Raw genomic sequence first — 14,316 nt, forward strand, 5'->3', positions numbered from 1 at the left:
AGCCTTTTTTATAAAACAGTATTCTAAAAAGACCTAATCTCATTAAAATATTAAAAACGGCGGGAAAACCGCCGCTATTAAAAAAATCAGAAATTGCCCATTGTTGTCATGATATCGATCAAGCTATTTTTTATTTTTTGAAGATTCTGATTTTATAGGCATATTTGTAGGCATAGTAGAATTATTCAAATTAAGTGTTTCAGACATCTCTTTTTTCACATTTTCTACAAGATCCCGCATAAGAGCAGTACGCCATATATCAAATGCTGAATAAGAATCACGTGCAATATTAGGGACTTCTGTCAAAAACTTTTTACCGGTATCAGAATTATAAAATGTTGTTATCGCATCAAGCTCTTTTTGAGTAAAATATTTTGCGTACACATGAGCAATCTCTTTTTCTAGATCAGAGCGCCTTTTAATTAAAGCAAGCGCCTGCTTATCAACAATATCAGAAATAGCTGTTGCCAAATTCGGATCATCGCTGATCAGTTCATTTTTGAAATCATGGACCGCATTTGGTAAAAAACTATCAAATTGATCCGTTGCATGAATAGCTCTGATTGCCTTTCGCGCTGAAGCCAAATGTTGATCACTCACACCTTGTGCATAAACCATTCCAACATTCACAAAAAAAATAGCGATTGCACCAAAATATACGACAAAACGCTGAAAAGAAAATATTATTCTCATTTAATGATTACCCCGATAGCTAATTATAATTTTAATTTGTTATTCTACCTAAAATCTTTAAGACCCTTTTTACTGTGCTAACATATCATCATGTAAATGCCTTTTCTAAAAATCAAACGGTTCTAAAATTTTTATTTGACCATCAGCCATAGCGACAATTGCACGTGAAGCCAACCCCAAAAAAAGGCCATGCTCAACAACACCAGGAATGGCAAGAAGTGCATCCGATAATGGTTTTGGTTGCAAAATGCAGCCCCAAAATGCATCAAGAATAAAATGACCACCATCTGTTTCAAAAGGATCTTTTCCATTCATTCGCAATGAAATTTTCCCAGAAAGCCCTAAATCATCAGCGACTTTTTCAATGGCTTTGCATGTTGTGTGGATACCAAATGGATTAACTTCAATTGGTAGTGCAAAAGCACCAAGTCTTTTTACCACCTTTGTTTCATCCGCAATGACAAGCATTGCACGAGATGCCGATGCCACAATTTTTTCATACAACAATGCTCCCCCTCCCCCTTTAATGAGCATCATCTCAGGACCAATTTCATCTGCTCCGTCAATATCAAGATCAAGCTCAGGTATTTGTTCTAAAGTGCTAACAGGCACTCCAAACTTACGACAGAGTTGTTCAGAATATTTTGAAGTAGCAACACCAGTCACCCGCAAACCATCCGCAACACGCTCACCTAGAAGACGAATAAATTCATTGACTGTCGAACCAGATCCGATACCAAGCCGCATACCATCTTCAACAAACTCAAGCGCTTTAATAGCTGCCATTTTTTTTAACTGCTGAACATTCATGAATGATTTTGCCTTTTTCCGTAAGCAACATTTATCCCCCTATTACCACCGATAATAATGATAATAAAAGATAACCTCTTGACGTAATCTATTTAAATTTACCGTCATCTTTTGCTTGAAGAGATGTTACTCGTTATAGAAATATATGATAAGAATAAAATAGAATAATCAACAATTATCTTTTTTATTTCTTTAAGAAAATTTGTTAGCATTTTTCTCATTCAAGATGACGTTGATAAACTTACCAATTGAAAAAACGCAAAATATGACCAGAAAAGTCTTCTATTATTTTTTGTTTTGTCATTATCCAGATATTTTGTCATTATCCAGATATGAAGAAAAATGTGATAAATTATATGTTTTTTTGTGAATACTGTCTGTGTATATTCCATGGTCTATGAAACCCTAGTGAAGACCAAATAATATCCCCACTTTTGGTCATCATAACGCTTCCTCGTGATAACAATTGCTGAGGTATAAATATTATTTTTGCCTTCTTGTAACAAGTTGGATTATGCATTACAAATGTCTGAATGAGAATATCTGCCTCTACACATTGATCTGTTTCTCTCTGTAAAACGATCACTTTTAATCCATTATCCAATAAAGATGTACATACATGATAATCACAAATAAATTGTCCGTGCAACGAAGGACCATATTTTGTTGGTTTAATCGTTTCATTCACACGAAATGACTTTTCCCATATGGATGTCGTGAACTTAGAAATATGGTAACGATCAATATATAATTTTTTATCATGGATAACGCCCACGAGACGCATATTATCTGCTATAATCAGTTGTACAGGTGAATGCATTATACAAATAGAAATACCTGCCAAAATAAACAAACTAAAAAAGAGCCGGATAGGTGTTTTGCAAAAAGTCAGTCCAACCAAGCCTATACTCAATAAAACTAACGCTGATAACGGCATAAAACCAGGATTCAAATCAGGAGAAATAGCCTTGATAGCATGTGCAATCTTTATTACAAGATCAACTCCAAAACCCATAATTTGAAGAGGAAGCCATTCGAATCCTCCTAACATTGCAAGAACTGCGATTAATCCAAAGGGAATGACAAAAATTGAGATGACAGGCAAAGCGAAAGCATTACTAATAATGCTCAAAAATGCCATATTAGAAAAATGATAAGCAGCATAAATTCCACTTGCACTCCCTGCAACAAAGGAAGAAGCACATGTTGAAAGCATCGATGAGAAAACAAAATTTATCACTCCTCCTCCAACATAAGAGGGTGTTGTTTTTCTTTTACGAAAAAATGATCTTCCACTCCACCAATCAAAAAAAGCAATCAAAGCAGCAGTCGCAGAAAAGGACATTTGAAAGCTAGGACCTAATATTTCATGGGGTGTCATCGCCAGAGTTATCAACCCTGCAATGGAAAAATTACGCATTGTTATAGCAGAGCGATTACACAATATAGCAACCAACATAACAGCAATCATCACAAAACTTCTTTGCGCTGATATTGCTAAGCCTGACAATAATAAATAAAAAGCTGTTATCATAAACGCAACGATAGCAGCAAATTTTTTACTGGAATAATAGGAAGAAAAAACTGGAAAAAATGCTAAAAAACTACGGATACTCAAAAGAACTATACCGCTTAACAACGCCATATGTAAACCTGATATTGATAAAATATGGGCTAATCCAGCTGTACGTAATGCTTCATTTGTCTCATTTGAAATACCAGCACGCTGCCCTGTTATGAGAGCAGCTGCAACGCTCCCCTTTTCTCCTTCAAGGGCTATACGGATTCTTTGTGTCATCTTCGTGCGTAAATTTTCAATTTTCTGTAGAATGATAGCGAATATTCCATCAGGCTGCGAAACGGATATTTTTCTTGGTTTTCCTAAATAAACGCCTTGTGCTCCAATTCTTTTAAAATAATTATGAAAACTAAAATCGTAGCCTCCTGGACGCACCGGCCCAGAGAATGCACGCATCCTCACTTTTCCATGCAGTCCATCACCAATCGCTAAGCCAGATGGCAAATATCTTGCCGATAAACGAACACGAAGAAGACTATGGCGTAATACGGGCTTTTCTGTACTCAAAATATCCAAAACTAAACGAAATCCTCCTTTGGCACCTGACTCAATAGAAACAATTCTTCCCGTCAATGTAGTGACAATGTCACTGCTTAGCATGGGTGTTGCAATACGCCACGTTTCTATTTTTGCCGCTAAAGCACCCAATATAATACAAAACAGAAACCCCACGGGAATCCATATTTTTCGATAAAAACGTGCACCATAGAATATTGCGAGAAAAATACTGACCAACGCCCCCAATTGTCCCCAAGTTGGTTCCCACTCTAAATGAAAATAGAAAATGATTCCTAGGGCAAAAAAGACTAAAATCAGCGAAAAAAGGATACCAAAAGAAACTTCTTTATTGATACAATCTTCTAACCATTTGCGAAAAAAAATGATTACTTCTTTTAAGAGTGTCCATAAAAAAAGTTTTTGTTGGTTATAGCCACCATTCTTTGCATCATCATATCTAGAAAAAACACTCTGCCCTATCTGACATGGCTTTTTTTCTTCTGTAACAGATTTTTCGGATAAACCCTCTTTACTTTTATAAAACATCAGTCCCCCACTTTAACTCGCAATACGGCTATTGCACGCCCCATCACTTATGCTAACATGACTTTTCTATAAAATTCCATAAGTAATATCTTAGTTTAAAGGAAAATATTCGTGTCTGTTATTACTCGTTTTGCCCCTTCACCCACTGGCTTCCTTCATATTGGTGGTGCTCGTACTGCTCTTTTTAATTGGCTTTATGCAAAACATACCGGTGGAAAAATGCTTTTACGAATTGAAGATACAGACCGAGAGCGTTCAACAGAAGCAGCTGTAAAAGCCATTATAGATGGCTTGCACTGGATGGGTCTTAGTTATGATGGCGCCCCTATTTCGCAATTCGAACGTGCAGAACGTCACCGCCAAATCGCTGAACAGTTGGTCAAGAATGGTAAAGCATATTATTGTTATGCTTCACCTGAGGAGTTAGCTGAAATGCGTGAAAAAGCCCGTGCAGAAGGGCGCCCACCACGTTATGATGGACGTTGGCGCGACCGTGATCGTTCTGAAGCTCCTAAAGGTGCTAAGCCTGTTATTCGCATTAAAGCCCCTCAAGATGGAGAAACGATCGTACATGACCGTGTTCAAGGTGATGTTCGTTTCCCTAATAAAGATCTCGATGACTTCATTATTTTGCGTTCTGATGGTTCACCTACCTATATGCATGCCGTTGTCGTTGATGATCATGATATGGGGATCACACATATCATACGTGGTGACGATCATCTTACCAACGCAGCCCGACAAACGATTATCTTTAAAGCAATGGGATGGGACATTCCTGTTATGGCACATATCCCTCTTATCCATGGTGAAAACGGCGCAAAATTATCAAAGCGACATGGTGCGCTGGGTGTGGATGCCTACCGAACTATGGGATATCTTCCTGGTGCTCTGCGCAATTACCTTGTCCGTTTAGGTTGGAGTCATGGTGATGATGAACTTATGTCACTCGAAGATATGATTTCTTGGTTTGATATTGAGGATATTAACAAAGGTGCTGCTCGTTTTGATCTCAAAAAGCTCGATTCCATCAACGGACACTATATGCGCATGAGCAATGATCAAGAACTTTTTGATGCCGCTCTTAATATTCTACCAGAAACCGATAGGGGAGCACAAATTATTGAAAAACTTGATGAAAAACGCCGTGTTCAATTTTTAAAAGCAATCCCGCATTTGAAAGAACGTTCAAAAACACTGTGCGAACTGATTGACAATGCCTCCTTCATTTTTACGCAACGACCTTTACAACTTGATGAAAAAGCTCAAATGCTCTTAGATAAAAATGGACGAACCATTTTAAACGATCTTTATCTTGCTCTGAAAGCGTGCCCCTCTTGGGATACAAAAACTCTAGATGAAACACTTCGCTCTTGTATCCAAACACAGAATCTCAAATTTGGATCTATCGCCCAACCACTTCGCGCAGCTCTTACAGGATGTGCAACATCGCCAGGTGTTTTGGATATTCTTGTTTTATTAGGACGCGATGAATCCCTTTATCGCATCAAGGACCAACTTATCACAACAATATGCTCATAATGGGTACTGAATATATCTCCTCAAATGAGCCTCTATACAGATATCTCAACACGATCTAAAAGAGTTTTTTATGTTACATCATTGAAATACATTTCCTATTGAGTAATAATGATCAATAAGGAAATATTTTTAGATTGCATGTACTCACTTTTAGAGGCAATCTACCCTTAATATAAGTAAGAAAAGCTTCAGTTATTGTATATCTCCTACTCTGATGAAGCAGAGTCTTAATTTTTAGAAGCGAAGGATCTGAAAGGAATACCGAATGTCTGAGAATAGCGCACATATTATTGTGAATGATAAAAAAGTAGAACTTCCCCTGCGTAAAGGCACAAGTGGACCCGAAGTCATCGAAATTGCTTCTCTCTACAAAAAAACTGGTATTTTTACTTATGATCCGGGGTTTACTTCAACAGCTTCTTGTGAATCAAAAATTACTTATATTGATGGTGATAAAGGTATATTGCTTTATCGTGGTTATCCTATCGACCAATTGGCTGAAAAAGGAGATTTTCTCGAAAGTTGTTATCTTCTCCTTTATGGTGAACTCCCAACACAGCAAGAAAAAAATGACTTTGATCGATGTATTATGCAGCATACCATGGTCCACGAACAGTTTTCACGTTTTTTTCACGGCTTCCGTCGTGACTCTCATCCTATGGCTGTTATGGTTGCCTGCCTTGGCGCTATGTCTGCGTTCTATCACGACTCTATTGATATTACAGATCCTCACCAGAGAATGATTGCTTCTGTACGTCTTATCTCAAAAGTTCCAACGCTTGCTGCTATGGCCTATAAATACAGTATCGGACAAGCCTTTGTTTATCCACGCAATGATCTTAGTTATGCTGCAAATTTCCTCCATATGTGCTTTGCTGTTCCTTGTGAAGAATATAAAATAAACCCAGTGCTTGCCCGGGCGATGGATCAAATCTTTATCCTTCATGCAGATCATGAACAAAATGCTTCTACATCTACAGTGCGTCTTGCTGGATCCTCGGGTGCTAATCCGTTTGCCTGTATTGCAGCAGGTGTTGCATGCCTTTGGGGACCAGCACATGGTGGTGCCAATGAAGCATGTCTAAAAATGCTCCAAGAAATAGGTTCTATTAAAAGAATTCCTGAATTTATTGCACGTGCAAAAGATAAAAATGATCCTTTCCGCCTCATGGGCTTTGGGCACCGTGTCTATAAAAATTATGATCCACGTGCAAAAATCATGCAAAAAACTTGTCATGAAGTTTTAAAAGAACTCAACATTCAAGATGACCCGCTTCTTGATATTGCAATAGAACTTGAAAAAATTGCTTTAAATGATGAATATTTTATCGAAAAAAAGCTTTATCCCAATGTTGATTTCTATTCCGGCATTACATTAAAAGCTCTAGGTTTTCCAACTGAAATGTTTACTGTCCTTTTTGCATTGGCACGCAGTGTCGGGTGGGTGGCGCAATGGAAAGAAATGATTGAAGACCCTGAACAAAAAATTGGTCGTCCTCGACAACTCTACACAGGCTATGCCATGCGTAACTATGTTCCTATAGATGAACGTGCAAATTAAAAAAAGAAATCAATAAAGCTTCATTTACTGAAGCTTTATTGAGAATAATCAAAAAACATCCTTTAAGAATTTTTATAAAATGTGATTCTAAAACTCTATAAAAATTTACTAAAAAATTCTAAGTTTTAGCTCTGTAAAGAAATTGAGAATTTTACCTTATAATTCTCATTATCTTTAATGGAAATGTATCCCCTATCATTCCCTCATGTTTAAAAGCCTTATTACATATTAAAATCTAGCAAAGCCAGAATTTTTCTTTTTATCTTCTCCAGATAAAATTGCAAAAAGCTTACATTAAGTGCTTCTCTAAGATGCCAAAACTTCTTATCCCTCTTCAAATAGATTCGAATAAAAATACTTTACATTTTGTCATGTTAAGAGCTAAAATTTTCTTTGTATTTAAGTTAATAGGTTTTCTTTTAAAGACAAATTATTGATTTTTAAGTAAAATCATTAAAAATCATCATACAATCAATAAGAGGTGACCTTCTTTCCTGTATTTTTTATTCCCATACTTAATAAAAAGAAATTATTTTTTTGACAATGATATTCAGCATAATGATATCAAAATGAACACAGATAAATTTTTTACATTGCTCCAAAAGAGCTTACAGATTATAAAAATTCATGATGGTTTCATATTTGCCAGCTTATCCAATAGGAGAACATAATGAAATTATTAGCAGGAGCTCTTATAATAAGCGCGACACTATTTACCCTATCGGCCAATTCTCAAACGCTGAAAATTGCAAGCGATGCTTCTTATCCGCCATTTAGTTATATTGACTCAAATAATGAACTTCAAGGGTTTGATATTGATATATCTTATGCTCTTTGTAAAAAAATGAATGTTGAATGTACTATTGTCACACAAGACTTCGAGGGGATGATTCCCGGTCTTCTTGCCAAAAAATACGATGCTATTGTTTCTTCCCTTTCTCCTACAAAAGAGCGCTTACAAAAAATTGATTTTACAGATCCTTACTACAACACAGCACTCGCTGTTATCGTTACCAAAAATTCGGAAATTAAAGAAATCTCAACACAAGCATTTAGAGGTAAAAACCTTGGTGTACAATCAAATACAACACAAGCTGCATATGCAGAAGATCATTATGCCTCTGAAGGAGTTAATATCAAACTTTATCCTACAGCAACAGAAGTTAATCGTGATCTTTTAAGCCATCGGCTTGATATCATCATCTTTGATAAATTAAAAGCATTAAATTGGCTTGAAAATGAAGGAAAAGACTGCTGTCTCCTCTTGGGAACTCTAGAAGAAACAAATTTTCCTATTGCAATTGCACTCCGTCAAAATAATAATGATCTTAAAAACAGTTTTAATAAAGCAATAGAAGAAATCCGCGCCGATGGAACCTATGAGAAAATTATGAGAAAATATTTTACTTTCGATATCAATTAGATAGCACTATGAATTAAAACTCAATCTGTATATTTAAGGAGTATTTTTTAAATCTTTATTGGACATGCAGATATAATTAGAAATTCGGCTTTTTTATAAGAAAATTTACATTTATCAAAATAACTTTTAATTGCTCCTTGAGAGCTAAACATTTTATAGAATCTAATGACAACAATAAGGTTGTATTTTTATCGTATCAAAATCTAATTTTTTCTTTATGTCCAAATTTAATAGCCTTATTTTCAAGAAAAATCCGCAGTTTTGACTCATGAAATGATTCAAATCAAACATTTCGTGAAAATTAAGCTATCATACAAGCAATAAGATATTTATTCTTTTTTTATCAATAATGTCCAACATAATGATCTAAAATAAACATCAATAAATTTTTGAATTGCTCCCAAAAAGCTTACAGATTATAAAAACATAATGATTTCATATTGCCCGCTTATCCAATAGGAGAACATCATGAAACTATTAGCTGGAGCTCTTATAATAAGCGCTGCACTATTCACCCAATTGGCTGATGCGAAAACATTAAAAATTGCGAGTGAAGGCACCTATCCTCCCTTCAGTTATATTGACTCAAATAACAAACTGCAAGGATTTGATATTGATATATCTTACGCACTTTGTAAAAAAATGAATATTGAATGTACTATTGTCACACAAGACTTCGAGGGAATGATCCCTGGACTTATTGCAAAAAAATATGATGCTATCATTGCTTCCCTCTCTCTCACACAAGATCGCTTACAAAAAATTGACTTCACAGATCCTTACTACAATACAGCACTGGCTGTTATTGTTACCAAAGCTTCGGGAATTAAAGAAATCTCGACAAAAGATTTTAGAGGTAAAAATCTTGGTGTGCAATCCAATACAACACAAGCTTTCTATGCAGAAGATCATTATGCCTCTGAAGAGGTGAAAATAAAACTCTATCCTTCCACAATCGAAGTTAATCGTGATCTTTTAAATCATCGACTTGATGTGATTATTGTTGATAAATTACAAGCATTAAATTGGCTTAAAAATGAAGGAAAAGATTGCTGTTTCCTCCTAGGAACTCTAGATGAAACAAGATTTCCTGTTGCAATTGCAGTCCGTCAAAATAATAATGATCTTAAAAATAAGCTCAATGAGGCGCTAAAAGAAATTCGTTTGGATGGAACTTATGAGAAAATTATGAGAAAATATTTTACAAGTGATGTTTATTAAATATCAATATGATATTTAAATGAAACCCGTTGGTTATTGCTAAAAAATATTATCTAACTCTTTCATGAGGAACACAAGAATGATTGAAAATTTAGCATTGCTATCATTTAGCAATGGGGGATGGGGAGCTGTTATACTTTCCAGTGCAGGAATGACATTGTCATTGGCGTTATGTTGTGGCCTTCTAGGATTTCCTCTAGGACTTCTCAATGCAGTAATGATTCGATCCAATATTAAGATAGCTAAAGCTCTAGCACGTCTCTTTTCAACGGTGTTTCGTGGATTACCAGAGCTTTTAACTCTGTTTTTAGTTTACTACGGATTACAAAGCCTTATTCAAAATTTATTTGACTATTTTAATTTTGAAATCATGTTCAGTATCAATGCTTTTGTTGCTGGTGTTCTTGCTCTTAGTATGGTTCTTGCAGCTTTTTCTTGTGAAGTTTGGCTTGGAGCATTTAATATTTTTGATAAAGGTCAATACGAAGCGGCTAAAGCTTTAGGCCTTTCACGAACAACCACATTTTTTCGTATTGTCTTTCCTCAGCTCATCCGAAATGCCTTACCAGGACTTTCTAATAATTGGCTTACTTTACTGAAAGATACATCCCTTGTTTCTACAATCGCGCTTGTTGACCTCATGCGACAAACGAATTTAGCTGTCGCTGCTACCAATAAACCCATGCTATTTTATTTTGTAGCATGCTTACTCTATTTGTTATTTTCAGCGGTTTTTACTGCAATCTTACGCCATTTGGAAACATACACTCAAATAGGCTATAAAAAGGTGCTAGGTCAATGATTCCTGAGTGGCTTTATTTCCTTTTTAATCCTGATCTTTTAAGCCATTATGGACCCAAATTTATTAATGGCTTTATTGTTACTGTTGAGCTTGTTTCTATCTCTTGTTCTCTAGGTCTTTTTCTTGGTATGCTTATCGCTTTTGCTCGTCTATCAAAGAATACATTTTTACAATATTTTGCAAATGCTTATGTCTATTTTTTCCGCGGCTCTCCTTTATTAGCTCAACTCTTTCTTTTTTATTATGGGCTTGGGTCAATGAATAGTTTTTGGCAACAGGTGGGACTATGGTGGTTTTTTCAAAACGCGTGGTATTGTTGTCTTTTTATTTTTACACTCAATTCTGCGGCCTATCAATCTGAGATCTTTAAAGGAAGTTTTTTATCCGTAACAACTGGACAACGTGAAGCATCAAAAGCTTTAGGTTTAAGTGACTCTGTCACATTTTTTAGAGTTATTCTTCCACAAGCAATGATTGTAGCATTACGCCCCCTAGGAAATGAGTTGATTTTAATGATTAAATCCAGTGCTGTTGCCTCACTTATTACTGTTTATGATTTAATGGGGGTTGCTAAACTCACTTATTCACGGACTTTTGATTTTCAAGTTTACGTTTGGGCTGCTCTTATCTATCTCTTTATCGTTGAACTCATTCATCGTTTTATTATTTTTATCGAACAGCGCCTCACTCGATATTTACGCTAAATAAAATGATCATAAAAAAACTTTACCAAACCAAAATGTTGAATTAATCAAGTTCTTCATCAATGAAAGAATAAAATAAGATGAATTTGAAAAATAATAAATCGATCTCTCCCAGTAAAAACCCAGTGATCTCTATTCGAAACCTCAATAAATGGTATGGAAACTTTCAGGTCCTACATGATATCAACCTTAATGTTCAAACTGGTGAACATATCGTTATTTGTGGACCTTCCGGATCAGGAAAATCAACATTAATTCGTTGTATTAATCAATTAGAACAAGCACAAAAAGGTTCAATCTGTATCCATAACGTTGATATCCATACTGCTCCTGTACAACAGCAAAAAAATGTTCTTCGTAAGATAGGAATGGTCTTTCAGAATTTTAATTTATTTCCCCACATGAGCGTTATACAAAATTGTATTTTAGCACCTATGACAGTTCAAGGGCTGTCCAAACAACAAGCACAAGAACGGGCAATTCGTTACTTAACGCATGTTGGTATTGAAAAACACTGTGAAAAATATCCTTTACAACTTTCTGGTGGGCAACAACAACGTGTTGCGATTGCCCGTGCACTTTGTATGGAACCTGAAGTCATGCTTTTTGATGAACCAACCTCTGCTCTTGATCCAGAAAGTGTGGGAGAAGTTTTGGACGTGATGGCTCGATTGGCAGATACAGGAATTACAATGCTTTGTGTTACCCATGAAATGGGCTTCGCACGTAAAGTCTCAGAAAGAATACTCTTTCTAGAAAATGGAAAAATTGTTGAAGATACAGAATCTGAACAATTTTTTACCAATCCTAAAAGCCAACGTGCTTGTGATTTTCTTGCTAAAATTAAATATTAATCATTAACATATTGCTTTATTTATACAATTTTATTCCTATTTTTTAAAAGAGTAATAATTGTTTGTGCACCAACAACCCCCGATGGTACTTCAGTTTTCATTTTCTGTTCTACCATCTCAAAGGAATCAAGTTGAGCCTGTCGCAATAAAGGATTAGCCAAAAGTTGTTCTACTTGTCTTGCTAACATGCCAGGACGGATTAATTCATTCAAATATTCCGAAACAATAGGCTTATCAGCAATAATGTTTGGAAGAGCAGCACTCCATAACATCATTTTAGGAAAAATAAATAATTTAGAAAAGCGATCAAGTTTATAGCAAAGAACCATAGGAATTTTTGCTAAGGCTAATTCAAGTGAAACAGTTCCATGTGCAGCAAGAGCAACATCTGCTTGTGCAAAAGCACGCCATTTTTCATCTTCACCAACGACAATTTCTATCTTGCTTTTCCAGCATTGCACAAAGTCACGGATTCTATCTACCAAATGAGGTAGGGTTGGTAAAATAATACGTAAATGAGGAATACGTTGTACAAGAATCTCTACTGTTTCTCGAAAAATAGGCATTAAAGAATGAATTTCTGAATTGCGTGATCCTGGCAAAATAACCAATGTAGGTGATAATGTTTGTGTATCAATCAAATTTCTTTGTTCTAATTGGTGTTTTTTTTCTGACTGAACGCTCAAAAGGGGAGGATATGTCAAAAGACGATGTCCAACATAGGTCGTGGCAGGACCTCCCAAATCTTGCATAATCTTTTCTTCAAAAGGAAAAACCGCTAAAATATGATCAACAAATCCACACATAGCTTTTGCACGCTCTGGTCTCCATGCCCAAACGGTTGGTGCAATATATTTAATGATAGGAATAGAAGGTGCTAAAGCACGTACTTTTTTTGCAACACGATGCGTGAAATCAGGACTATCAATAATAATTAAACAATCAGGTTGTTCTTGTGCAATAAATTTGGATAAATTGCGAATATGTAGCAATAACAATGGTAGTTTTTTCAATACTTCCTTTAAACCTATTAAAGCAATATCATGGGAATCAAAAAAGCTTTTTAAACCTAATGCCTTTAAATGCCTCCCCCCAACACCAATCAAATGAATATTGCATCCTATCTGTTGTGATAAACAAGAAATTAAATCGGCCCCAAGTAAATCACCAGATTCTTCACCTGAAACCACTGCAATCTTTAAGAAACAATTATTCATGACCAAACTTTTCAAATGTCTCTATAAATAGAGAATATTTGTTGGCTTTTTCTATTGTTGTTTTCACCGATAATATTAGACTTCTATTTGCCTCCACCGCAACACCAGATAAACCACTCTTTGCAATATTCATTATTGTCGCGGGCCCAATTGATGGCAAATCAACGCGATTATCCTGTTGTGGTTTTGCACATTTTACAAGAACGCCACCTTTAGAGGGAATTTGCCCTCTTTCTCGCATTTCACAAACACGCCACAACATATTATCAGTTCCCTCAGCGCCCTCCAGAGCAACTACCCTTCCTTGGACAACAACAACGGCTTGCCCAATATCCAATTGCCCTAAAAGCTTTGCTGCTTTTGCTGCTAAAAAAATATCTTTTTTCTCTTTTGAAGTAGCACACCGTACTGTTAAATTAAATTCTATGGGAGCTAAAAGATCTGGTACTATTTCGTGAGCACCAACAACACAAAAACCGTGCGCTTCAATAATCCGTATAAAAGCTTTTAATAACGCATCATCTCCCCTCCTCAAAGCTCCAATTAACTTAGGAAGAGCTAAAAATGTTGTCCAGTCCAGTCGCAATTGTTTAAGAAGTGGACGCTTTTTCACACCACCTGCCAAAACAACATTATATACACCAGCCTCTTTTAAAATTTTAACGAGTCGTGCTAACTCTACAATTGATAGCTCGCAATGCTCATAGCGATAAAGAACAGAATCTGCCTCACCATGTAACAGCACAAGAAAAGGATTTTCTCCATTCTTCTCAAGAGTCTGCGCAACAGTAATCGGTAGAACACCATTTCCTGCTATAATAGCAGTACGGCCGGAAAGAAAACTTCTGGCTCCCCGAATAGGCATT

12 protein-coding genes are annotated in these 14,316 nt (G+C 35.9%); 7 read left to right on the forward strand and 5 right to left on the reverse strand.

Annotated features, from left to right (window positions below):
- Positions 1-123: 123 nt before the first annotated feature.
- The 3 genes from ACFIJJ_RS05815 to ACFIJJ_RS05825 all read right to left on the reverse strand — a co-directional run bounded on the left by ACFIJJ_RS05815 (position 124) and on the right by ACFIJJ_RS05825 (position 4,126).
- The gene (locus tag ACFIJJ_RS05815) at positions 124-693 is read right to left on the reverse strand and encodes a DUF2059 domain-containing protein (protein WP_375623622.1); all 570 of its coding nucleotides are present in this window, start codon (positions 691-693) and stop codon (positions 124-126) included.
- A 105-nt stretch (positions 694-798) separates the two neighbouring features.
- Entirely contained in the window at positions 799-1,503 is a 705-nt protein-coding gene (rpiA, locus tag ACFIJJ_RS05820; protein ID WP_375623624.1) for a ribose-5-phosphate isomerase RpiA, read from the reverse strand.
- A 352-nt stretch (positions 1,504-1,855) separates the two neighbouring features.
- A complete protein-coding gene (locus ACFIJJ_RS05825; RefSeq protein ID WP_375646310.1) occupies positions 1,856-4,126 on the reverse strand; it encodes a ComEC/Rec2 family competence protein in 2,271 nt (756 codons plus the stop codon).
- 111 nt (positions 4,127-4,237) lie between these two features.
- Here ACFIJJ_RS05825 and gltX point away from each other — a divergent pair, with 111 nt between their 5' ends.
- The 7 genes from gltX (at position 4,238) to ACFIJJ_RS05860 (ending at position 12,233) form a co-directional block, all read left to right on the forward strand.
- Positions 4,238-5,668 carry a glutamate--tRNA ligase gene (gltX, locus tag ACFIJJ_RS05830; RefSeq protein ID WP_375646311.1) on the forward strand — a complete coding sequence of 477 codons (1,431 nt, stop codon included), beginning with the start codon at positions 4,238-4,240 and terminating at the stop codon, positions 5,666-5,668.
- Positions 5,669-5,933: 265 nt separating this feature from the next.
- Positions 5,934-7,229, forward strand: a complete 1,296-nt coding sequence (gltA, locus tag ACFIJJ_RS05835) for a citrate synthase (protein WP_375623630.1) — start codon at positions 5,934-5,936, stop codon at positions 7,227-7,229.
- A 670-nt stretch (positions 7,230-7,899) separates the two neighbouring features.
- Complete coding sequence (locus ACFIJJ_RS05840) at positions 7,900-8,652, forward strand: transporter substrate-binding domain-containing protein (protein WP_375623632.1); 753 nt, start codon at positions 7,900-7,902, stop codon at positions 8,650-8,652.
- 468 nt (positions 8,653-9,120) lie between these two features.
- Entirely contained in the window at positions 9,121-9,873 is a 753-nt protein-coding gene (locus ACFIJJ_RS05845; protein WP_375646313.1) for a transporter substrate-binding domain-containing protein, read from the forward strand.
- Positions 9,874-9,952: 79 nt separating this feature from the next.
- A complete protein-coding gene (locus ACFIJJ_RS05850; RefSeq protein ID WP_375646314.1) occupies positions 9,953-10,675 on the forward strand; it encodes an ABC transporter permease in 723 nt (240 codons plus the stop codon).
- The gene (locus tag ACFIJJ_RS05855) at positions 10,672-11,379 is read left to right on the forward strand and encodes an ABC transporter permease (protein ID WP_375646315.1); all 708 of its coding nucleotides are present in this window, start codon (positions 10,672-10,674) and stop codon (positions 11,377-11,379) included. The genes ACFIJJ_RS05850 and ACFIJJ_RS05855 overlap by 4 nt, the downstream gene beginning before the upstream one ends.
- Before the next feature lie 80 nt (positions 11,380-11,459).
- On the forward strand, positions 11,460-12,233 hold the full coding sequence (locus ACFIJJ_RS05860; RefSeq protein ID WP_375646316.1) for an amino acid ABC transporter ATP-binding protein: 774 nt from the start codon (positions 11,460-11,462) through the stop codon (positions 12,231-12,233).
- 20 nt (positions 12,234-12,253) lie between these two features.
- Here the strand turns inward: ACFIJJ_RS05860 and lpxB are convergent, their stop codons facing one another.
- Both lpxB and ACFIJJ_RS05870 read right to left on the reverse strand, forming a co-directional pair.
- Positions 12,254-13,450: a lipid-A-disaccharide synthase gene (lpxB, locus tag ACFIJJ_RS05865; RefSeq protein WP_375623642.1), complete on the reverse strand. Its 1,197-nt coding sequence runs from the start codon at positions 13,448-13,450 to the stop codon at positions 12,254-12,256.
- On the reverse strand, positions 13,443-14,315 hold the full coding sequence (locus ACFIJJ_RS05870; RefSeq protein WP_375646317.1) for an LpxI family protein: 873 nt from the start codon (positions 14,313-14,315) through the stop codon (positions 13,443-13,445). Before ACFIJJ_RS05870 ends, lpxB begins: the two co-directional genes overlap by 8 nt.
- Position 14,316 lies beyond the last annotated feature (1 nt).

The sequence above is a fragment of the Bartonella sp. TT29SHDZB genome (assembly GCF_042193395.1).
GTDB lineage: Bacteria > Pseudomonadota > Alphaproteobacteria > Rhizobiales > Rhizobiaceae > Bartonella.